Origin of the sequence: Paenibacillus sp. FSL H8-0034 (assembly GCF_038000305.1) — a bacterium.
Classification (GTDB): domain Bacteria; phylum Bacillota; class Bacilli; order Paenibacillales; family NBRC-103111; genus Paenibacillus_S.
The window spans coordinates 3,078,747-3,102,797 of sequence record NZ_JBBOBS010000001.1 but is presented as its reverse complement, the minus strand read 5'-3'; the positions used below and the strand labels follow the sequence as shown (position 1 = coordinate 3,102,797).

Annotated in this window: 16 protein-coding genes; 3 read left to right on the top strand and 13 right to left on the bottom strand. The window is 49.8% G+C overall.

Annotated elements, in window-relative coordinates:
* Positions 1–9 precede the first annotated feature (9 nt).
* From NST47_RS13770 to NST47_RS13750, 5 genes are all read right to left on the bottom strand, one after another.
* Positions 10–978 (bottom strand): ABC transporter permease, encoded by a 969-nt coding sequence (locus NST47_RS13770; RefSeq protein ID WP_341155678.1) that lies wholly within the window; start codon positions 976–978, stop codon positions 10–12.
* Between the two features lie 230 nt (positions 979–1,208).
* The gene (locus NST47_RS13765) at positions 1,209–5,942 is read right to left on the bottom strand and encodes a hemoblobin-interacting domain-containing protein (RefSeq protein WP_341155677.1); all 4,734 of its coding nucleotides are present in this window, start codon (positions 5,940–5,942) and stop codon (positions 1,209–1,211) included.
* Between the two features lie 242 nt (positions 5,943–6,184).
* Positions 6,185–7,699, bottom strand: coding sequence for a response regulator transcription factor (locus NST47_RS13760; protein WP_341155676.1), 1,515 nt, complete (start codon positions 7,697–7,699; stop codon positions 6,185–6,187).
* Between the two features lie 70 nt (positions 7,700–7,769).
* On the bottom strand, positions 7,770–9,677 hold the full coding sequence (locus NST47_RS13755; RefSeq protein WP_341155675.1) for a cache domain-containing sensor histidine kinase: 1,908 nt from the start codon (positions 9,675–9,677) through the stop codon (positions 7,770–7,772).
* Between the two features lie 189 nt (positions 9,678–9,866).
* A complete protein-coding gene (locus tag NST47_RS13750; protein WP_341155674.1) occupies positions 9,867–10,775 on the bottom strand; it encodes an AraC family transcriptional regulator in 909 nt (302 codons plus the stop codon).
* 139 nt (positions 10,776–10,914) lie between these two features.
* Between NST47_RS13750 and NST47_RS13745 the strand changes: the two genes are divergently transcribed.
* A complete protein-coding gene (locus NST47_RS13745) occupies positions 10,915–11,868 on the top strand; it encodes a zinc-dependent alcohol dehydrogenase (protein ID WP_341155673.1) in 954 nt (317 codons plus the stop codon).
* Between the two features lie 9 nt (positions 11,869–11,877).
* The gene (locus NST47_RS13740) at positions 11,878–12,729 is read left to right on the top strand and encodes an NAD-dependent epimerase/dehydratase family protein (protein WP_341155672.1); all 852 of its coding nucleotides are present in this window, start codon (positions 11,878–11,880) and stop codon (positions 12,727–12,729) included.
* Positions 12,730–12,857: 128 nt separating this feature from the next.
* Here NST47_RS13740 and NST47_RS13735 read toward each other — a convergent pair whose 3' ends face one another.
* The 7 genes from NST47_RS13735 to NST47_RS13705 all read right to left on the bottom strand — a co-directional run bounded on the left by NST47_RS13735 (position 12,858) and on the right by NST47_RS13705 (position 22,868).
* Positions 12,858–14,105, bottom strand: a complete 1,248-nt coding sequence (locus NST47_RS13735; RefSeq protein WP_341155671.1) for a sialidase family protein — start codon at positions 14,103–14,105, stop codon at positions 12,858–12,860.
* 39 nt (positions 14,106–14,144) lie between these two features.
* A complete protein-coding gene (locus NST47_RS13730) occupies positions 14,145–15,689 on the bottom strand; it encodes an extracellular solute-binding protein (RefSeq protein WP_341155670.1) in 1,545 nt (514 codons plus the stop codon).
* Positions 15,690–15,779: 90 nt separating this feature from the next.
* A complete protein-coding gene (locus tag NST47_RS13725) occupies positions 15,780–17,570 on the bottom strand; it encodes a sensor histidine kinase (protein WP_341155669.1) in 1,791 nt (596 codons plus the stop codon).
* Positions 17,560–19,140: a response regulator transcription factor gene (locus tag NST47_RS13720; protein WP_341155668.1), complete on the bottom strand. Its 1,581-nt coding sequence runs from the start codon at positions 19,138–19,140 to the stop codon at positions 17,560–17,562. The genes NST47_RS13725 and NST47_RS13720 overlap by 11 nt, the downstream gene beginning before the upstream one ends.
* Before the next feature lie 203 nt (positions 19,141–19,343).
* A complete protein-coding gene (locus NST47_RS13715; protein ID WP_341155667.1) occupies positions 19,344–20,150 on the bottom strand; it encodes a M55 family metallopeptidase in 807 nt (268 codons plus the stop codon).
* Between the two features lie 40 nt (positions 20,151–20,190).
* Positions 20,191–21,099, bottom strand: a complete 909-nt coding sequence (locus tag NST47_RS13710) for a sugar phosphate isomerase/epimerase family protein (protein ID WP_341155666.1) — start codon at positions 21,097–21,099, stop codon at positions 20,191–20,193.
* Between the two features lie 29 nt (positions 21,100–21,128).
* Positions 21,129–22,868, bottom strand: a complete 1,740-nt coding sequence (locus NST47_RS13705; protein ID WP_341155665.1) for a LamG-like jellyroll fold domain-containing protein — start codon at positions 22,866–22,868, stop codon at positions 21,129–21,131.
* A gap of 237 nt (positions 22,869–23,105) precedes the next feature.
* Here NST47_RS13705 and NST47_RS13700 point away from each other — a divergent pair, with 237 nt between their 5' ends.
* A complete protein-coding gene (locus NST47_RS13700; protein WP_076227957.1) occupies positions 23,106–23,312 on the top strand; it encodes a hypothetical protein in 207 nt (68 codons plus the stop codon).
* Positions 23,313–23,339: 27 nt separating this feature from the next.
* On the opposite strand, the gene NST47_RS13695 is transcribed toward NST47_RS13700, so the two are convergent.
* A complete protein-coding gene (locus NST47_RS13695) occupies positions 23,340–24,038 on the bottom strand; it encodes an AIM24 family protein (RefSeq protein WP_240414034.1) in 699 nt (232 codons plus the stop codon).
* Between the last annotated feature and the right edge of the window lie 13 nt (positions 24,039–24,051).

Sequence of the window (24,051 nt, the reverse complement as noted above, 5' to 3'; positions counted from 1 at the left end):
GGGTTCCTCCTACCACAACGAATTTTGCTTCAGCGCCCTGCTCGCTTTGTTGGCCGTATACAGAATCAGGAAGGCGGCAGCGCTGTTGAGCAAACCAACTGCAGTCGCATAGCTGAAATTGCGGTCTATGATGCCTCTTCGGTACACATACGTCTGGATCACATCGCCCACCTCATAAATCGCGGGATTGGTCATCAGGTATACTTTCTCGAAGCCGATATTGATGATATCGCTGGCATGCAGGATCAGTAGAATCGTAATCGTCGGCAGCATGCCCGGAAGGCTGATATGCCAAATGCGCTGCAGGCGGCTGGCGCCATCGATATAGCTGGCCTCGTATTGCTCCGGGTCGATGCCGGTCAGAGCCGCCAAATACAGAATTGATCCCCACCCGATTCCCTGCCAAATACCGCTGCCGATGTATAGACTGCGAAAGTAGCCCGATTCATTAAAAAAGGCTATTTTGTCAAAACCCATTGAAAGCAGGACCGAGTTCACCACACCATTTATGCTCAGAAAGTCCATCATCATCCCAACCACGACAACCATCGCGATAAAATGCGGCAGGTAGCTGATCGACTGGAAAAATTTTTTCCACCTTTTCCAGGTAAGCTCATTCAGCAGCAGCGCCAAAATAATCGGTGGCCAAAAGCCGATCAGCAGGCTGTAAAAGCCTAACAGCAGTGTGTTTTTAATGACCCGGACCGCATAAGGATCGTTAAAAAAGCTTTGAAAGTGCTTGAAGCCGACCCATGGACTTTCCATAAATCCGAGGACCAGATCATACTGTTTAAAAGCAATGATGATGCCGTACATCGGTATGTAATGGAACACGATAAACCCGATAAGGCCCGGCAGCACCATCAGATACAGGTTAGTGTTTCTACGGAGATCGTAAAGCCAGCCGGATTTATTCTGTGTGCCCGACCGTTTGACGGTAGCACTGGCGATAACGCTCTCATTATGTTCGATATTCATTTTCATTCTCACCTCCATGCTGCTTCTATTTTTCTTGCTGAATAGCACGCTCCCTGCTTTGTTTGCGCTTACAGGATAAGTGTAACAGCCTCGTCAGACGGCTTACATAGACGGATCTATGTTGTATATGGATAAACAGTAGTTGTTACATGGGAAAGCCCGGAGCCTTACATTCTCCGGGCTTGATTCTTTGTTACATAATACAGCTGCATAAGCTGACAGACTGCTTATCAGGAAGAAATGTGCACATTGTTCCAGAAGGCCGACGTTTCCACTCCGTTGGAGCTTCCGCCCACCTGTATTTTGGAAATCGTATCGACTGCGTTGCGGAAGTTCCCCTGATCCACAACCTTCACTCCATCGATATACAGATCCATTTTTCTTGTTCCTGGATTCAGATCAATACGAATCGCATACCATTGATTTTCCACAACTGGAGCCGCTACAACCGTCGTCGATCCATCCAGATACCAGAAGCCGTCGTCTTCAACAAGCAGTGAGATGCCATTAGTTCCGCTTGGCGACTGCATATAAGCGACGATCGCACCGCCGTTGCTTTTCACCGTACCGAAATTTACCTTGAAATCGAATTGGACGGAGAACGGACCGGCTTGCTGTTCAAAGCTGGCTGTTGCCGATGGGAATCCACCCGGCGAGTTATCATAAATATTCAGGCTTTTGTCCGATACAGACGGAGTCTCCGAAATTTGAATGTAAGAGCCTCCCACTGTAGTGGGACTGTATACCCAGCTTGCCGGCAGCTCTGATACGTCATAGGAATCAAACGTTTCGTCAAGCAGTATGGAATTCGGAGGCACGACCGTGATCGCTGCCGTTCCCGTTGCAGTCACACCGTTAGCGGTAAATGACGCCGTTAGGGTTGCCGTTCCTGTTGCAATCCCGCTTACGATCCCGCTGGAGCTGACTATCGCTACCGACGGGTCGGATGACGTATATTGAATCTGCTCGCCTGTAATATCCAGCTTCGTTTCCACTCCTGAATTGTAAATGCTGGCGGTCACCGTTGCTTGCGCTGTCTTGCTTACCGACAGCTGCTGTGGCAGGCCGCCTATAGTCAGGTGATCCAGCTGACCGGACGGAAGAACCACATCACCATACGTAATAACGGTAGAATCAAATGAAGCCGTATGGGATTCATTTCCTTTGCCGGCTGCAGTGAAGACGCCTCCAAGCGTAGTGCGCAGCGAAATATTATGCGTACCGATAGCAGCTCCCCATTGAATGCCGTCCGAGGAATAATAAGCTGAATACGTCCCGGAATGCCTTACCAGCTTGACATACCCGGGAAGCGCCGGCTGACCGAGTGACAAGGAGCCGATATCGCTATTGTCTGCATCACGCCAGAACAGCCTCAGCCCGTTCCCTGCAACGTTAGCAATAGCAACAAACTTGGAGTTGGAGGCCGGAGTCTCGCGCAGCATAAGACCCGTCAATGCACCGTTCGCAGCCCCTGTGGAGTCCGCAAGCCTCGTGCTTACGCTGTAATCCTGAAGCGGTGTGGCATGGATTTGCTCATATACATATGAGAATTGATCCGAAGAGCCCATATCTCCCTTGGAGGGCACATGCAGGCCTGCACCGGAGCTCGTGATGGTAACGGTGCTTCCGCTGGAAGATGCCGAACCTGTGGGAGCCGGATTTCCAATCGCGATACCCGACCATGGCGCCGATACGTTGAACACATCCCCAGACGTAATCGAGCTGCCGCTGCCGACACGAACGATTCCCCATTCCTCCAGGGAAGGAACCGTAACCTTATGCTTGCCGCTTCCCACATTCGTTACAGTGAGTGCAAGCGGATTATGGCCCGGCTGGTAAAGCACGGCCTGAAGATTGGAGCCTCCAAAAAATGCCGAATCCGCCAACGTAACCTCGATATCCTCTGCCGTTAACCCCGTACGGTTCAGCAGGTGGATGACTTTCGGAGCGAGAGTGTCCTCAGGCGAGCGAACAGTGGCATACAGCTGTTCTCCGCCGCTGACGGACACCTGGCTTCTGGCAGCGAGCCAGGATGAATCGACATAGGTGGCACCGAGAACAGTGGCGCCGCTATTGCTGATCAGCAGCTGGTCGGCCGCGCTGAAGGAAGCTGTCGGAGCATATTCGATCAGCGTGTCTAGACCTTCAAATGATTGCTCGCGCAGCGCATAAGCCGGCAGACTGTCATTGGCAGCAAGTATTCGGAAAGGTACACCGGCTTTAAACAATTTCATCGACAAGCTGCTGAGCGTCGCAAAATTCATATCGCTCCATTTGACAAGTATGCCTACCTTGGCGGGAGGTTCCTGCCCATCGAACAGAAACGGATATTGCCGGATAAAATGGAATAAATCACCGTACTGCTCGACGGTTCCGAAGTAGCGCGTCGAGCCCTGCAGCCAGGCATCCCACGGTACGAGCATATACTGCCCGAGCGCATAGGATGCGGCGATGCCTTCACGAATTTTGGCCTCGTGATAAGGCAGCGGAGATATGATATGCGGCTTGCCGAGGCCTGAGGACAAGGAGCCGTTCGTTACCATATTATCAATGGTCATGGAGTCCTCATCATTCTCACCCATGCCATAGTTGAACGCATCATGCAGAAAATGCTTGCTTGCCACGGAATCCTTAATGAAGGGAGCATTATTGGAATACTCTATCGTTGTACCCGCATAAGCCTCCAGATCCTGCTTCATCCGGGTATGAAAATCAATAGCAGCCTTGTAGTTGAAATCACTAAAAGCACCGTCCAAGGGTGATAGTATTTTTTTATTGATATAATCGCCGTTGGTCTGAACATCCAGCGTCGTCTGCAAATACGTCTTATAGTTGAAGGCTGAAATATCGGAAACTCCCCAGGCACTCAGCTGTGTATCCGAATAGTTGTCATCCAGATACTGGCGGAACTGCTCCATGCACGGATCGCAGAAATCTCCGCCGAACTTGTAGGCATCCACGCTGCCGCGCCAATCGTCAAACTGGAAGGAGGCCGCTCCCGCGTCGATGCTCTGCTTGCCGACATTCAGCACAGCCTGGTAGTATAACGGATCGCTCATGCTGCCCCAGGTCGCTCCCCAGGTCATCCATGGCGCTACAATCGGAGTTCCGTCGAAGTATTTGGCTCTGCCAACCGATCCCATATTCATATTCAAGGTGCCCTGAAAGCCGACTCCCTGCCGCACGATATTGGAAATCTGGTTTTTGTCGGTTATATAAGACCACTTGTCATCGGTAGCCATAAAACGCTTCAACACATCCAGTGTTCCCAACTGTCCATCCATGCCGTCGGTACGCCACCACCTGGAGGAAAGGAATACGCTGGAGTAGCTGTCGAAGGAATTTTTCTCAACACCGGGTGCCGGCGGCGTAACAAGGTCTGGTGCAGGAAACTTTGGCTCGCCCACGTAAATATGGACATTGTCAAGGTTCACGATGCGGATGTAATTGGCATCATCGGCATAGGAAGCTCCGCTGACCTTCAGCTTTGCTATATTGGCAGCATCATCGTACCGGAACGGAACAGCCGCTGACTTCAATTCGCCATCGAGATAAAAGTCGAAGGTTTTGGCTGCGAAATCAGCAGCCACCGTGATGCTTCTCCAGCCATGAAGCGGAAGTCCTGTGACCAGATTCGTTGTCGTTGTTGTCGTCCCCACGGTTCGAAACGAGGTTATTTTATCAGGTGTGAAGCTTAATGCAATTGCAGCCTTACCTGCTGAATCCAGCATATAGAACAGCGCATTTTCCTTGCCAGCAGTTGCCCCCGTCGGCAGCTGGACATCAGCCTGAATCGTCAGCTTGCCTGTCTGTGAGGCAAAGCTCTTGTTAATGCCTTCCGTAGTCATTTTACTGGCATCGTAAATTTGTAGATATCGGTCTCCATCAGGCTTCTCTTTCACCTGCACATAAGAGCTGCCTGTCGTCTGGGCTCCCCATTGGGAAGGGGTCGTTCCCACCGTGATCGAATTAAAGCTTTCATACACAAGATCGGTTACCGTCGCTGCATAGACCTGCTGTGTAACGGCTGCATTCACGTATCCGGCAGCTTTCACAACGATCTGATACGATTTGGCGGTTGGAAAAGCGGCTGACCCGATATGTAGATTGCCGGAACCCACTGTATACGTTGAACCGCTGACTGTCGCTCCGTCAACCGCAACGCCACTGATCGCCGCACGCCATGAAGCGCTATCCGTAAAAGCAAGATCAACCGGCTGACCCACTGTGGCATTCGTCACGTCAGGAGCAAGCACAGGAGGCTGCAGCAATCGGACCGCCCCGGTGTATACGGCTACCTGATCCAGATTGACGATACGGATATAGTTCGCATCATCCGCATAGTAGGCACCGGCTACCTGAAGCTTGCTCAGATTCACGGCATCATCGTAACGGAAAGGCACACCGCTTTGAATGAGTGAACCGTCCAGGTAGAAATCATACGTTTTGCTGCTATAATCCGCTGCAACAATCAGGCTTCTCCAGCCGTTCAGGGGCAGACCTGTGGCCAGTGTCGTACTCGTCGTGACACCGCTGACTGTGCGATAGGTAATAATTTTATCCGGCTGCAGATTGAGCGCAATTGCCGGCTTGTTAGCTGAATCAAGGATATAGAACAGCATGTTTTCCTTGCCGGCTGTAGCCCCCGCGGGCAGCTGCACATCCGCTTGAACGGTCAGCTTGCCCGTCTGTGAGGTGAAAGTTTTGGTGATTCCCTGTGTCGCCTGCTTGCTTGCATCGTAAATTTGCAGAAAACGTTCGCCCTCAGGCCGTTCCGCCACTTTAACATAAGAGCTTCCTGTCACCGACACTCCCCAGTTAGCTGGTGTCGATCCCGTTGCCATCCCGTCAAATGACTCATTGATCAGATCGCTTTCCGGCAGCGGATCGGCATTGGCTACTGCAGCGCCGAAACCGCTAATCGGTAATAATGCCGTGAACAATAATGCGAAACTTAATAACATACATAAGTACCGCCGCCTTTCCCGTCCCCAACGCTGTAAACCCGATGAATGAACCTTCAATGTCTTCACTCCTTGAACTGATTTTTTATGAAACCGGACAATCGTCAAAGCATTACAACAAATGAGATCGCTTTCACGAAAAAGTATACGCTTAAGCCTTGCGCCAAAGGAATGGACGAATCAGAGCCGCTTATGGACATATCTCATTTGTTGCGATTTCGGCCCGACATCAGGGATCAGACTTACTTCATATAGTCCGAAGGTGCCAAGCCCGTAACCTTTTTGAAGACGCGGCTGAAATACAATGGATCGGAATAGCCTACTCGATCCGCTATATCCTTCAACAGTAAGCCAGATGAATCGCTCATCAGCTTCTTGGCCTGATGAACACGCCATTGGGTTAAATATTCACCTGGTGTAACCCCGCGGAATTTCTTGAACATGGCGCTTAAATAATTGGGCACCAGATTAAACCGCCTGGACAAATCCTGAAGGGTAATTGGCAGCGAATAATTGGCCTGCAAATAGTGCTCGATTTGTACAATGATTTCCTCTTGATGATCGCTGATTCGGGTACCGGAAGCTGCACTGTCCATCAAGGTGCTATATGTATATTCAGCTCCGGCCAGCAGCTCCGGATAAGTCAAGGAATGGAGCAGAAGCGAATCCAGCTCCATCCCTGCTAGGATGAACTGCTCATCCGAAATCAATTTGAAATGCTCTGGAAACATAAAAAGAATTTGCTTCAAGCCATTTTCGATAGTGATTTGGCTGGCTTCCTGCTGCTCCCAGACGTGTACGATGTCAAAGATCGCGTCGAGGATCGGCTGCTTCTGCCGCAGCTCCATCGCCTGACCGAGCCTACGATAATAGGGCTGCATAGGCGCAGGCTTGCGGTCAGTACATTCATCCATTACGCTGGATCGGCCGAACAGCAGACCAAGCCGCATCCTTTTGCCTGCAGTTTGCAGCACCTGCTTGAGTCCTGACAATTCAGTCACGGGTTGCTGCACAATGGTCAGGGGGATGGCTAACCAGTCCGCCCTGTGCAGCAGTTCCTGAATCAATCCCTGCGCTGCCTGAAGAGCTGATTCTACGGATTCCTTGCTTCCTATCAGCAGAAAGCGTTCATTTTCCTTCTCTGTATCCAGTATCCAGCAGCCATAAGGTTCAACTATCATCTTCCGTATAATGGCCTCCCCGTAATCCGACTGCCAAAATAACTTGCCCGGATGCATATGATCCTCATAAGCTTGGCCCATAGAGCCTGCGCACAGCATGTAGACAACGTAATGAGCATATCTCATCGAATTGGACAGCCGATCAACGGCCCCCTGCTCCACAACAGCTGCCCACAGCTCCTTCTCCCGTCTTCTCACTTGCTCGTTGATGCCCGCCTCGACCCGCATAAGCAGTTCCTGCAAATCGGGAATCGTCACCGGCTTCAGCAGATAATCCTCGGCCTGCAGTTGGATCGCCTTACGCGTATAATGGAAATCGTCATACGAGCTTACAATGACGGTAGCGATCTCCGGCTGCCGCCGCTTGGCTTCAGCGATAAGCTGAAGTCCATCCATCACCGGCATACGAATATCGGTAAACAGTACATCAGGCCGTAATTGTGCGAGCATGTCGAGTGCCTGCTCCCCGTTAAAGGCTTCCCCCAGCACCTGAAAACGCGGACCCGCTTCCTCTATCATTTTTCTTAATGCCCGGCAATACGGCGCTTCATCGTCCACGACGACAACTGTCGGCATCGGCCCCAGCTCCCTCTTTTAATCAGCTTTGAATGCTGCACGCTATTGCTGCACGTACATAAAAGATCATTCACTCCGGCGTATGTAGCTGTGTTCCCTTCCACCAGCCGATGCGCACGACGGCTCCCTGATCCTCCCCATTCAGCAGCTCTAAGCAAACCCGACCGCCAAAATGGTAGTACAGCCGTGCATACGTGTTGATCGTACCCGCTCCGCTCTCCTCCTTCCATTCATCAGGAGTCCCGCTATCCTGCTGTGCGCGAGATGTTGGTGAATAAACACTGAATGTACCGGACGCAACCTCGGAAGCCTGTTCGGCAAAACCAACTAAATAGGATTCCGAAAATCCACAACCGTCATCCCGAATTTCAATAAACTGCCTTTGATCCCTTTCATACCCTGTAATCGTGATTTTCCAGGGATAATTGGTATTGGCAAAGCCGTGCTTGAAGCAGTTTTCCACAAACGGCTGGAGCGTAATCTTGGGAAGGGCTTGTTCGAGCAGCCGCTCATCAACATCAATTACAAAGTCGAGATGGTCCTCGTAACGGATTTTCATAATATTCAGGTAGTTCAGCGTATGCCTGATTTCCTCCCGCAGCGTGACCGGCTGTCCTCCCGCATAAGTGATATAGCGAAACATCCCGACCAGCATCGTTGATAGCTGATTGATGCTGCTATTGCCCGTTTCATAGCCCAAAGCGCCGATCAAGGAAAGCGTATTGTACAAAAAATGTGGATTGATTTGTGCCTGGAGAGCTGCAAAATGAGACCTGAGCTCACGTGAGCGAGCCTCGATGGACTGCTCCTTCGATTCCTCCAGTCGCTCCAGCATTTTACGAAAGGATTGGTACAAGTGGTGCAGCTCATTGTGCGTATTTTGCAGCTCCACGCCCCTGAACAATTTCGATTCACGCATATCCGGAATTGCATCCAGATGCACTTGATTCATCGTGTCACGCAGCTGCCGAAGCGGCTTCAGGAGACGCTTTGTGGAGAAATACAAGGTTAACAGTGTTAATAAAATAATCAGAAAAGCCGTGATGCTGAATATATATCCGGCTTGGCGGGTTGGCGCCAGCAGTTCCTGCTCCGGCTCTGCGATCATAACGGTCCAGTCCGAATAAGGGGCGTGCTGATAAATAAGCAAATCCCGGGAGCCGTCCGGCATATCAATCCAGGCAAATTCATTCCCGGATGGCAAGGATGGGGATGCAGCGGAATTCTGTAAAAAAGCCTGACGATGCGGCTCAAAACGTTCTGTAAGTATGGGATTTCGGGGAAATATCCATTCTCCGGTGCGGCTGATCATCATCACCTGCTTGCTGCCGGTTTGTCCGGGGGAGCTGATCTTATCCAGGTATTCGGCCGGCAGCTGGATCTCGACTAACGTATTGGGGATCGAATCCTCTCCCAGCTTGCGAATAACCGAAATCACCTCACGGTTCGATTCAAGATCCCAATCGTCCCTGTGCGGCGGAAGCAGCAAGCGGTATTCCGATTTGCTGCTCAGTTGATTGAACCAGGGCGATTCTCTTGCTTGCTTCGACACCCGTGCCTTGTCATAATAGGCACCCGTTCCGAAGAAAGCGCCGGAGCGGCTCAAAATCGATACCCGATTAAAAATTTGCGGGTCCAGGCCGACAATAGAGGTAATCAGCTCTCTCATTTTGTAGGCTGCCTCCAGGTTATTCTCGAAGTAGCTTTCGGCATTCTCCTGATAAGGCATATAAAAAAACGTGTTGGCAATCGTCGGATTGTATTTGATTTGCATAACCAGCCTGTCCATCGTATACAGTGAATTATCGAGCTGCTGGGTAACGCTTGCCGCTTCTCCCCGATAAGTACGAATAATCGTCTCTACATTTACCTTCTGGTAATACCAATAAAAGACGCTGAATGCAATCGCGATGATCATCGTAACGAGCAACGAAAACGTAATAAACAGCTTCGTCTGAAAGCTGAACGGTCGTCTCATAGCCCCAACTGCAGATCATCCCCTGCCAGCGTCCTTGCATAAGGAAGTATTTCTCCCCATTTTACATTCTGCAACCATCGTCTTTGGTTCATCTCGACACTCACCCCACTCCGGTTTTATTTCCAATATAACGGATATAGGCCCAGGATAAGATAGGTCTCACTTAAGGTTTAACCCGCTTCATTTAAGTTATTGGTTTGTGAGGGGCTGGCCGCTCCTGTAAGCATGCGGGGACAAGCTCTTTTGTTTCTTAAAAGCCAGATAAAACGCCTTATAGTCCGCATACCCGACCTCCCATGCAATCTGCGCAATTTTTTTGTCCGGGTCCCGCATCATTTCGCAGGCTTTATCAATCCGGACAAGCTGAGTATACTGGGAAACCGTCAGGCCTGTTGCCTCTTTAAAGAGGTGTGAAAAATAATTTTTGCTGAAAAAGGTTTTTTTGGCTAGCTCGGCAAGCTGAATTGGTTCGTGAAAATGGGTGTCCAGATAAAGCAGTGCCGCTTCGATTTCCGAAGCTTTTTTGTGCTGACGCTCATTGCCTGTGCTGAGGTTCTGAAAGCCCCTCATCATCATAACAATCAGCTCAATCGTATAAGCTCTTAGAATCGCACTATGTCCGGGCATACGTTGATTGTATTCCATGTCCATTTTATGAATAAGCTGATCGAACTCACGCTGCTCGTCGAGGCTTAATCTCAGGTCCTCGCGGAACGGTTCGTCCGCCCAGCTATCCTTGAATAAATAGGAAAGCGTCAAGCTTGTAAAATCGTGAAACAAATGCAGACTGTCATCCAAAAATCCCGGCTTGAACAAAATGTTGTAGGTTACCAGCTCCTGCTGCTCAGCTGTACGGTAAAACGTATGTGTCACCTCGTAATTAATGAGAAACAAATCCCCTTTAGCCACCTCATATATCTGTTCTCCGACAACATGGTAGCCAGAACCCGAATAGACATAACAAATTTCCACGAAATCGTGAGAATGGAAACTTCTGTCCTCCATCATCGATTCCGAATGCTTGACCATACTGAAGCTCTCGCCTTCTCTGAAAAATCGGTTGCCCTGAAACACAACAGTTGCTTTCGATTCACCCATGTACTTGTCTACCTCCGATAATCGGAATATGTACCATACGAAGTCTGATTTTACACCATCGTCATCCATCCGCAATCCCTTTACGATAGAACTGTTAGAACCTTCCTCTAACCATACAACGAAAAAGGTGGCAAAATCCATGATCAAAGTGTTAGCCGTAACGGAGCTTGGCAAAAAAGCGGAAATTATCGAAATGGCGTATCCTCAGCTTGATGATGATTCGATTATTATTAAAACAGCTTATTCGGGCATAAGCATAGGTACTGAAATGTGGATTGCAGAAGGAAAAAGGACGGATTACGGTCCACCTCCGTTTGTAAATGGCTATCAGGCCAGCGGGCAAGTTGTGGAAGTGGGACAACACGCAGTCGGGATGTTCCAACCGGGAGATTGGGTGACGGTGTTTTGCAGCGGAGCGCATGCACAATATGTGAAGGCTAGCAGGCATCTTGCCCACAAATTGACCTCGACCGCATCGCTAAAAGCATGCGCTATGTTCGTTCAACCGAGTGTTGCGGCTAACGCCTGGAACAAGGCCGGGGTCCGTACAGGAGATGTTGTTTATATCGTCGGACAAGGCTTGATCGGACAATGTGCAGCCATGCTTGCTAAGCTCCGTGGCGCTTATGTCATCACCTCGGATATTGCAACAGATCGTCTTCAGCGCTCCCGTGAGCTATGTGCGGATTGGGTGATCGATTCCAACGAGCAGCAGGCAGTGGCAGCGATCAAAGAACGATTCCTCGGGGGTGTTGACATCGTTGCGGAATCGACAGGCTTTGAAGCTCTGCTCGACGATGCCTTGGATACATGCAAAAACAAAGGAACCTTCGTGTTTCTCGGCTGGTACCCGGATCGGGTCAGCTTCCATTTTAATATCCCTCACAGCAAACAACTGAATGCCGTGTTTCCTTGCTTCATCGGAGATTATCCGGTTCGTGAAGGGGTTATACGCCTCATCGAATCCGGTACCCTGAATATGGCAAAGCTCATATCCCACGAGCTGAACTGGGATGCTTCAGCCGATGTGTACAATCAGCTGTTTACCAGCAAACGCAATTCTTATAATGGCATCGTTATTCGATGGGAATAGGAGATCTATATGACGATATTACTAACTGGAGCAAGTGGATTTATCGGACAAAGGCTGCTCGAACGACTATCGACAGATGCTCATGAGGATGTCGTCTGCCTGTCGCGAAGTCCTGTCAATCCTTCCGTCGCTGTTATACGCGGGAACTATGACCGATTTGAAGATTTGCGGCTTCTGGACGAATTCAGCGTCAGCACTGTTGTACATCTCGCCGCGGTTACCGGGGGCTGCAGCGAAGAAGACGGACTATCGGTCAACCTACTTGGCACAAGAAGACTATACCGTTATTTGCTCGATCGGGGAGCGACCCGTTTTATTGGGGCCAGCTCGATCGCAGCAGTGGGCTGCCTGGATAACGAATTTCTTCCACAGCAGCTTCCTATTCCTGATGATCACATCTGTCTGGCCAAAGATGCCTATGGTTTAAGCAAATTCATGCTGGAGCAGCTAACGGATTACTTTCAGCGAAATCATACAGATACGACCTTTATTAACCTGCGATTGGGTAGTGTCGTGTCCGATGACAGCTGGACACCTCCCGTCGTGACAGCAGCTACGAAATTAACCATACCGTTTGTCCGCTTAAGCCATATTTATGCCAGCGATGTTGTCGAAGCCATCGTTCATGCCATCCATGCCCCCCTTCAAGCAGGAGCCTATACATGGAACATGGTTGGTCCTGAAAGCAGCTGCAGCATTCCTACAATAGCTATGCTCAGCGCCATATTGGGAGAACGGGCGGGGCAATACGATCTATCCTATTATGAACAGCCGGGCCATGCATATAAGCCCATTTTTTCAATGGAAAATGTGCAACGGGAACTCGGTTTTGCACCAGGGAAATCGACAAGAGCTCAGTAGCCTATTCATGCTGCAATTCGATCTGATACAATTCGACTACGATCCGAACCTATAGTTGGCTACAAGACAAATGCGGCTTGGCTCAGAGTAATGACTCTGTGCGGGCCGCATTTATAGTTTAAATAAACCTAATCGAGCCCATTCTCCAGCCAGGCTTCTGTCACATATTTCCCTAACAAATAGTATTTGCGGTCGGGGTACCAAAGCACCGTTTTCCCATTAAATTGCGTCATGCTGGGGTAAGTGGCAATCTCGCTTGTACCCTTGGGTCCTATCGTTAAACCGTCTGTATCCACAAACCGTTTAGGTTTCCCGAACCAGAGCGGCTGACGGGCTCCTTCAACATAACGTCCGCAGCTTAGGTAAGCCGGACGGCGGTTATGAAGCGCATGATGCGGCCCGTATTCCCCCAGATTTCCATCATTATTGTGAAATACAAGCACGAACCGTCCATCCTGGAGCGGATATACGGGACATGAAGCAATAGGTTGGCGAATGGGCTCCCCATCATCACGATAACGAAGCATTTGTGGAGGGGTCCAGCTCTCTCCATCATCACTCGAAACCGAATACCAGATAAATCCTGTAAACGTTCGCATCACGCAAAATAAACGACCATCGGGAAGCAGTACAAGGCTTGGCTCCTGTGCGACGGACAGCTCGGGATTCCCGGGAAAAGGCACTGCAAGTCCCTCGCTGCCTTGGGGAAGCCAGGTGATCTTCAACCGTTCGGGGTCCGGTCCTTCGTCGATATTGTCGAATCGCATGAACAGGGAGCGAGAATCCTTGCTGTACCAGCCAACCTTGGGGACATCGTAGACTTCACGGCTGCTCCACTGTGTATAACCTGTCATCCAGCGGCCCTGACTGTCGCGAATCGGCTTCTGCCAACCGATCCAGTTGCGTGGCACCTTAGGATCAGGGTGATCATACCGGTTCCGATCCATCGGAATATCAGTGCCCGTTATCCATGTATATCCATCATCATCTGAATACACGCAGCCCATCGTACCGGTCGTCTGTGAATCCAAGTCATGAATGCCGATATCTTTCGTATAAAAGATATACATACGCCCCTGCTCCGATACAACTGGAAAACCCCAGCTTGCCTGTCCGCCTCTCTCGCCCCGACGCGCCCCTGCTACATAAACCGGCTCCGACCATTCAAGCTGATCCTTACTCCGTGACAAAACCAGATGGTTGTCACCGTGTCCCTCCACAGAGCTTTGTGTCCATAATGCCAGCCATTCGCCCTTGGGACTTTCAAATACGAGAAAATGCTCATTATCTCCGGTATACGCATCCTCCTTAGGCACAAAAACCATTATATCGGGATTGCTTCTTTTCCATTCATCTACTTGTATCTCAGGTTTCATCGTCATCTTCTTGTGTTCCTTCCTTTCCACAGAAAACCTTTAGGGTTTTCGCATATAGGTGAAGCTGGGTTCCGACTTATCCTTCTGCAAACGATTGACTTCCTCGGTGACCTGATCGCCTCCGGACTTCTTCCATTTGCCGACCATTTCATCAAATGTTGTATCCACGTCCAGCTTCGATTCCAGAAGCATTCGTGTATACCCTTCTTCAATAATTTGACGAAGAAGCGCTGATTTCTCCTGAAGTGACGGGATCACCACATTAGGACGAAGATAATCATACATAATGTTCTTCTCATACGTGTCGAGCTTGTGCATCATGTAATCAGCCATATCCCTGGGTACGAATTTGGTATATTTCTCCGGATCGGTAAACAGCCATTCGGGCTGCAGCAGCTCAAGTCCGACGTTCGTGCTGAATTGGGGATCTTTTTTTTCATTGTCGAAAGGAAGCTTGACCCCGTTATCGATCCGATACGTTTTACCCTCCACGCCGTATTGAATAAGGTCATATCCACCTGTAATCTGATACTCCAGATAACGAAGCGCAGCCTCCGGGTTCTTGGAACGACTGGAAATTTGATTTGTCCGGTTAATCGGCGTGGCCGGAAGATTAATACTCAGGACATTCCCCTTATGATGGATCGGGTCCAAAATCTCTGTCTTCAATGACGGCATCACGGCAAGCTGCCGATAATCGCCAATATTCAGAATAAGCACACCCACCTTGCCTGACTTGAACTTGTCGATTCCGATTGTTTTGCCAACCAGAAAGTCGGGGTCCATCAGCCCCTGCTGACGCAAGGTGCGCAGAAATTTCAGAGCCTCCTTGACTCCAGGCTGGACCAAACCATATTGAAGCTGATTGGCATCCGTACTTGCCGGAGACCATCCGGGATTGACCCCGAATAATGAAAAGAACCCATTCAGATTGGAAATCTGATTGTCCTTAAAGGTAAGGGGTATCGTATCATTCACCCTGTTGCCATCAGGATCCTGGTCACGAAAGGCGATCAATACCTCCACCAGCCCATCGAGCGTTGTCGGTGTTTTCAAACCGAGCTTGTCGAGCCAGTCCTTGCGAATTACGATGCCTTGCCCTCCACGATCCCGCATCCAGGGAACTCCATAAATATGACCGTCCGTCGGATTGCGCATATACTCCCAGGTCTGTGCGCTGAACGCTTGCTTCAGCTTGGGAAATTTGGGCAGTAAATCATCCAGCGGCAAAAACACACCCTGATCGATCAATGCATTATGCTCGGGATCATTCGGACTGTACGTATTCACAATGTCTGGAATATCACCACCCGCCATTTTAACGGAAAGTCTTGTCTTGTATTCACTATAAGGGGGTGTTTCATAGGTAACCTCCACATGCGTCTCCTTCTCCAGCAGCTTCTCAAGCTCTGAGTCCGGATGATAGATATGTCCCGGAAACAGCGGTTTGATCACGGTAAGCTTAGGAATCGGCTCCATCTGATTATCCTTACTGTCCGCTTGATTACTGCCGTCACTGCATCCGGTCAGGGCTATCCAAACCAGCAGTGCCACCATAGCTCTGAATGCGATGTTATTGCTCAAACCGGTAACCCCCCTTATAAGGTACAGGGCCCAACTCACCCTGATTCTAGTCCTTCCCACCACAGACCGAAAGATGGTTTATTTAATGTTTCACCGTGCTTTATACAGTTCATGCTGATTTTCCTGTTCCTCATGCCCGATTACGGGATGGACCAGTGTGACCTTGCAGCCGCCCCCAGCCCGATTTTCCATATAGATACCATAGCCCTCGTCCGCTCCAAACCGCAGCTTCAATCTTCTGTCCGCGTTGTATAGACCGACACCTGATTCCTGATTGCCTCCGGACTGCTCGATGAGTGCAAAATGCGCCGATAAATCCTGATCGCTGCCTGCTCCGTTATCCTCCACACAGCAAATAAGGCGGTCGCCGGATTGGTACACCGATAAGATAATTTTTCCAGTACCTTCCTTCATCTTCTTGACCGCATGCTTGATGGCATTCTCCACAAGCGGCTGTACGGTAAGCTTCATAAATGGAAAATGAAGAATATTCGGCTGCACCTGAAAAAAGACAGCGAATGCATCGTGATTCCGCTGCAGCTCGATGCTCAAATAATTGCGTACGTGCTGGATCTCTCGCTCCACCGTCGTCAGTTCTTCTCCATTGTTAATACTGAAACGCAGCAAATTGGATAGTGCCGTAACCATATTTACGATTGCCGGCTCTTGGGCCTTCTCGGCTTTCCATTTGATCGTATCCATCGTATTGTACAAAAAGTGCGGGTTCATTTGATGAATCAGTGTCCGGATTTCCAGACGTCTTTTTTCCTCCTCAAACTGCTTGGTTTTGCCAATCAGCTCGATCATCCCCGTAATCATTGAATTATAGCCACGAATCAACTGTCCGATCTCATCTGTTCGTTTCCTGTAGCTGTCAAAATACACGAGCTCCCCCAGCAAAATGCGGCGCATATGGCGGACCAGCGATTTGATCGGAATCGTTATTTTACGCACGATAATTAATAGAAGAATGCTCATAATTGAAATGCCTGACACGACCAGTATCCAGGTAAACTGCTTAATGTTCTCAATAGGACCCATCAGCTCAGAGACCGGAATTAATGCGGTAATGCTCCAGCCAGCCGTTCCAAGCGTCTTGGCGGCCTCGTAATAATCGGTACCCTGAATTCTGGTCTGGAGCACCGAGGTGTTCGTCTTCACTGTGCTCGGTGTTATAGCCAGATCTGCGCCTTCCTTTTGATTCGATCTGGTAGCTACGATCCTGCCTGCCTCATTGACCATATAAAAGCTTAGCTGCTCCAGACGCTCGGGAATGATCAGCTGGTTAGCGAGCAGAAAGCTCGGAACCCGAATCGTAAGCACACCAAGCGGCTGCAGCTGAGGGAAGTCGCGAATCGCCCGGACATACAGCAAATCCGTAGTACGCTCCCCATTCACGGAATAGACATGCCAGTATCCGCGCCCCTCCATTTGCAGGGCCTGCTTGAACCACGGCTCCTCTCCCGTAATACCGCTCGCATAATTCGGGTATTTGGCAGGCTGCTTGGGATAAATGTTCAGCTCGTACTCGCCCTTAAGCTCATCCAGCACCGGATTCATCATCCTTATAAAATCAAATTCATTGAGCAGGCTGTCCGGAGCAGGCTCTCTGAGCAGCGCCTTCACTTTATCTGATTCCAGAACCTTCTCCGAGCGTTGTTCAATTCTCGACATCAGAGTGTCCACCCGTTGGGCATTGTGCTGCAAATTATCAAGCAGGAACGCATTCGTCACGTTACGGATTTGCTCGCTTGAATTGCTGAACGACAAATACCCCAGCAGTATGGTTGGGATTGTCACGACGGATAGCAGCAGCAGGCTGATTTTGGCATATAAATTCAGGTTGATCATGGCTGTTGGCACACTCCGTTCATTTGCCATACCGGTATTCTTTGGGTGACATCCCCGTCCGTTTTTTAAATATTTTCCCGAAATGCTGCAGGTCCAAATATCCGATTTTTGAAGCGATTTCATATATTTTCAGATTGGATTCACGAAGCAGTCTTCTCGCCTTCTCAATACGCAGCTCAATCACGTAATCGGAAAAGGTTTGGCCTGTTTCCTTCTTGAACAAATGACTCAGCCATACCGGATGAATCGCAAGCTTATCGGCAATGCCCTGGAGCGTAATATCTTTATCGAATTCCTCGCCTATCATGACCTTGGCCTGCTCAATAATCGCATTGCCTGTTCCGGATATCTGAGAGGTTACTTTGTCAGACAAGTCTTGAAAATAGGCACACAACTCGTGCTTGACTGAATCTATCGATTCGTAGCATTCAAGACGTTCCCACAGCGATAAAGAGATTTGATCCAGATAAATGCCTGACTTTTCATTGACTAGCGTTTGAATATCCATAATCCAGTCCAGGCAGTTTTGGGCCAGCTGCTTGCGATGAATGAGCTGCGTTAACCGGACGATGCTTTCCACTTTGTCCCGAACCGCTCGGACCATGCCGTCACGGTCACCGGAGATCAGCGCAGCAGCGCACCGTTCATTGACATCCGCCGTTGTACGTTCCGGCAAGCCATCCTCCATCTCCTGATAGTAAAGCTCCGGCTTACGGTTGGCAGCCGCCCAGCGCAGTGCTTGATTGGACTGCTCATAGGCGTCAAACAAAGCCTGAAACGAAAACATCGTACCGCTGACGCCAAAATGCAGCTCGTGACGCTGGTACTTGCGGACATTGTGGCGAATGGCCTCCATCATCTCCTCCAGATCCGGGTATGCGGTTATTACGATCCAGCGGTTATGGACGTTTTTCAGCAGATAGGAGGAGTGGAACTTCTCCATCGTCTCTCCGGCTATGTTGCCGACGGAAAACAGCTGCAGCTCCATATCCTTATCGCTTTCCGGTACCTCACCGCTAACGCCAAAGGCCATCAGATGATAGGAGGAGGTCGTCAGCCAGGTTAAATTCCACAGCTGCAGCCGGTGGTAAATATGCTCCTGCAGCTGTGTTTTTTTGGTGCAAAAGCTCAGTATGTACTGGTCCATCAGCATCCGGGTGCCCATCTGCGCATGCTCGATCCGATGCTGCATTTCGAACCGCTGCCGCTCCTCCTCATGGATCATTGCCACAATTTTGAGCAGCTTTTGCTTGAATTCAGCTTTATCGAAAGGCTTGAGCACATAATCAAGCGCACCTAACTGCAAGCTCCGCTGCGCATAGGAAAATTCATTATAACTGCTGATTACGACAACCTTGGGCTCGTAATCGGAGATTTGCATCACTTCATCCAGCAGCTCCAGTCCTGACAGCCGCGGAAGTACAATATCCGTTACAATAATCCGCGGAAACAGCGTACGGATCATCTCTCTGGCATCCTCCGCATTGCCGATAGCGTAGATATGACCGATTGAGGGGTCAAGCTGTTGAAGGGAAGTGCGAATACCTTCCAGTACCTCACCCTCGTCTTCGATGATCAAAATATCTATCGATGGATTCAATACGGTCGCCTCCCTTCGGTTCCACAACGAGTGTTTTAGTTCTATTATAATCGATACACATACGATCATGTTCAAAAATCGATCTTTCAGTGAACGGCTTGATAACCTCATACAGCCGTGTATGTCATTGTACCAAGGCTCAGGTACAAACAATACACGGCTGCATATATTTTTGAGGGGGTTTACTTAAACTGCCGAAGCCATCAATCGGATTTGGCAATCAAATATTGATTCCAGGCCTCCAGCACGGTGTCACCTGTGAGAACCATCCGGTCTGCTTCGATGAAAGCAGCAGCCAATCTGACTCTAAGCTTATCCAGTAAAGCTCCCGGCTTGAACTGCATATCCAGCTCAATCGGTCCGGCGATTGTATAGGGTGTCAGCCTCTTCGCTGCCGTGGCGCATTCCATCGCACCAGCTTTCAGCAGAGCTGCTGTCCGCGAAGGTGGATAGCAGGCGGCAGCGTTGTCGCCAAGCGACTGCTTGACACTAACCGTAACCGTTCCCGGCAGCAATGCCTCCGTTTCCTTCACACCCTCTGAATCCGCCGTAACCATAACGAGAGGCACGCCTGCCTCGCCTGCCATTAAGGCTTCCAGTCCAATCTCGCCTACAACAACACCATTTACGCTCATTTTGATGATATCATGCTCATAGTTATGATTGAGCAGCGCCCCCGGCATAGAAGCCTTCGCATGAAGACCGAGAAGAATCATTCCATCGAAGCTGCCATCCAGAAAGGCAAGGTTCTCGGGTCCGTAATGCGGCTTGCCGCATATTGCGGTAACCCTCGGGTCCAGCTGGAACAGATCGACATTCGTACCGTAAAAATGAATGTCATACAACCATACCTCATCCTCTTCGGCTTGCAGGAGTCCCTCCAGCACAGCTGCCAAATCATGCTTCAGCATTTGCAGGCCAAACCCATAGTCTTCGGCGCCAGGCACGACCTGCTTCATATTGACGACACCTGTCAAGCCTTCCATATCTACACGAATCATCCATTTCATCTGCTTAATCCTCCCCTTGTTCATTCAGCCTTGGTGCACCTCAAAGCGTCTTCCAGGCCTCGCGCAGCTTGGCAAGAAAAATATCCACGCTTTCCCGTTCACTTTTCCCAGGGTAAGGCCTCATTTCAAAAGTCACGGAAGGCCGGTCCTCTCCACCCAGATAGCCGGATGCAAACAAGGCTTTTAGAAATTCGACCAGTTCCACTACATCATGCTCCCCATCCTCGTAGCCCCATGGCGGGTGCATGTCCCCATATAACGGATTGGCGGGATTACTCATCACACAGCTGCCGAGATGTACGTGCCTGATATAGGATTGTGAATCCTTCACAGCCTGAGCGAAGGTTTCATTCATCAAGGGGATATGTCCCATGTCGATCAGCAGTCCGATGTTCCCATAGCCCTGAGCTCGAACCTGTCTTACAACCTCAGCCGCTTCACGAGTTGATCCGATCAGCAGATTTTTCCCGATGGAGCGATCAAATGGCTCAATAAGCAGCTCGATCTCGGGAACACGCGCACACAGTGCGGCTACGTATTCGACGAAATAAGCGGTTTGCTCGGCAATTAACGCTTCTCCCGGATTCGGTCCACTCGCAATAACGGCCTTGCGTGCTCCAATATCTAACCCTCTTCGCAAATGCTTGATTACCGCCTCTACGGTCTCCATTCGGATGGCCCGGTCAGGGCTGTTCGGGTTCAGCCTCGGTCCGTTCATCAGTGGGCAGTTATACACAGGCTCTTTGCCGCTGGCGTGCACCAACGGAATTTCTTCTTCAGCGGCTTCATCGGAATCGGGAATGAACATATCAATGACCTCGAACTCGGGATAAGCCAGCACCTCCCTGATCGTGCGTCGATGCTCGGCTGCCGACTCAAAGGTTACCGGAAACAGCAAATGATGATTTAAACCAAGCTTTATATATTTTTTCCATGGCTCCTCGTTCATGCGGGATCTGCCCTCCTTTCTTCCTTGGATTATTGTGACGTCAAGCCGAAACGGTAATTTCCAACTGCCTCAGAGGTCAGCAAATAGCGGTCATAGATACGAAACGATCCGATCAGACCCTCCCAGCCCGCTCCTAGCAGGACCTGACGACTTCCGTTGATATCCTGAATATGTGGTGAAAACCGTCCCCAGCCAAACTGCCGCTGCTTGCCGCCGTCCGCCAGCTCACCGTTGATCACAAACGTAATGATTTTGGGACCTCCGTCAACGTTCACCACAATATGCTGCCAGGCGTTGGATTGCAGCAGTCCTTCATCGGACTCCCAAGAAGATTCACTTCTGCCGTCATTCAACGTCAAACGAATCGTTCCCTGCTCGGTCATAGCTACGGCTATTCCTTTGCCACCCCGTCTCCTCGTATCCAACAGGCTTCCTGCTGCACCACGGCTTCCGTGATAAATCCATAGATCAAGCGCAAACCCGCCTCCGGCTGCAAGGTTCGGCAGCTCTGGAAGCTCCACAAGCGCGTCTGTTCCTATCGTTGCCGGCTTCACGACCTCGAAAACCAAGCCCCGCTCGGACCGCTCGTCATTGTCATGCTGGTTCCACATTGCCTCTAATAATGCGGCATCGACTTCATGGATTCGTGCAATCGTTTTTTGCGTTTCGGAGATGAAATATTTGCCTTCTTGCTCAATAAAGTCGGGATAACTGATCCGTGTCCGCGGTTCATCATCATATAACACGATTTCCGGCTGCGACCAAAGAATGTACCCATCCTTTTCGATTCCACCGCACATCCAGACAGGATTGCGATCCTGATAAGCAAGCGATGGGGTTGCCCGATTGTCCATACCATGATTGTGAAACCAGAGCGTGTACTTGCCGTTGCTGTACCTGCGTACAAAATTAGCGGCTCGCGGATGCTTGATCTTCCGGCCTCCCGGATTATATTCGGCATAATCAGGACTTGTCCACGTATGACCTCCATCACGGCTGTAGGCCTGACCATTATGACCCTCAACCGTACGATACGTGCAGTACAAGCTGCCATCACTCAGTCCGACCAGATTATGCTCATCCGCTACTTTTCCCAAAGGCGCCTTAATCCCCTGATCTCCGTCAGGAAGTGTTTCCCATTCAATTCGTTCGGGAGACAACTCCGTTAAAATATTGCTGCTTTTCACAAAAATCCCCTCTGAAGATGCCATAAATCCATCACCAAAGCTGCCCACCTTGGCCAACCCCATATATACCGAATCCTCATGAATGATCGGCTTGCCCACTCCCCAGAAAAACTGCACCTTGCCCTCATAAGGGTTATCACGGTCGATCTGCATATTCCGAATCGGCACCTGATACCGCTCCTTCGACCACGAACGTCCGCCGTCATCGGAATATTTAAACATCAGGTCACCTAATGTGTCTACTCGGGATATGTGGGAACCACTATCCGAAATAACCTCGCTCCTGTTGCTGCTATTATACGTATAGAACGCGTAAATCCGTCCACTCGGTACAATAAGCGGCATGACCCAGGAAGCCTCGGGACCATCGGCCGGTTCGATATCGGTAAGCTCCGACCAAGTCTGACCCTGGTCCTTACTGATTGCAGAGACCACATGCTGTCCCCGCTCTCCCTCAACACCGGCTCCAGTCGTCATCACGCATACCCAATCTCCACTTGCCGTGATTACGATATAGGGCTGATCACAATAATGCTCGCGGGGAATCTCAAGACCCCATTTAATATTCCGCACATCTTTCATTGGATTATTAACATTTGCAGACATCTCAACCACCCTTTTCAGTCATTTTGCGTGCTCAAAAACAGCTCTTTGAACAACCTTTACTATTGGTTCCGTTATATCATAGCGGATATCGCTCCAGGTTAAGATAGGTCTAACTTAAGGTTTAACCTGCCTGATTTAACTTGTTGGGTGAAATGTCTGCTTTGCCTTCTTTCCGACTTTAGGGTACACTGAACTAGGAAGGATGTGAGGTCCATGTTAAAAGAATTTCTCAATCAAAAGGTCACGATACTTTTCATTGATGGCGGAAGCATTGCCAATGGGACGCTTATTGAGATGGATGAACGCTTTGTGAAGTATCAATCTCCCCATAGCATCAATATCATTCCGATCACTTCAATTAAAACGGTATCTCTCCAAACAGAAGAAAAACCCCATGCTACCGTACGAGGTTTTGTTTAAGCTCTGAAGCCACTTCGGTGGCTTATTTCATTTGATAAAGATCCCTCCGAACGGAATCACTTCTCTAAGTACCCGACGAATCAGACTGTCACCTTGCATATGCTCATCCAGCTGCTTGTCAGGCTTGCAGGGCTGCAGCAGTACGGAACCGGTGCCCTTTAGCTCCCAATGATAGTTCATATGCTGGCTGGCTAACGTATTTCCATATACACATGGCTTAAGCTCAATATGCTGGGGGTAGGCAACCAGACAGTTCACATCGACAAACAACGGGTTATCCGGGTGAAGCTCCACCTGATAAAGCGGTCCTGACGTTAGCAATCCCAGGTTTCCCGGTCCTTGAAACCTCATTTTCACCAAATCACGTGTCATGATCGCATTACGAATGGTTTGAATATGTGTGCGAAAGGTCATCCCCTCCATATAAAACAACACATGCTTGAATTCAAACAGCAGATCGTCATCCTCTTTAATAGCAACCATTCCCAGGCTATAGCCCTCGGGTAGACCCAGCATACAACGTGACGGACCACTGATCCGCGATTGAATGAATCTTTTTTTGCGGTACATATTGGACAGCTTCATAAAGGAATCCTCACGCAAGGAAGGCTGGCCTTGAAAAGCAACAATTTGATTGGGATGCATCACATGGACGGCTTCTCCCTTATCCATCGTAAGCACTGCCAGCCGGGTCCTTTGTTCAGCCTGCTCAAAAGAAATGTCCATTGCGACCCTCCCA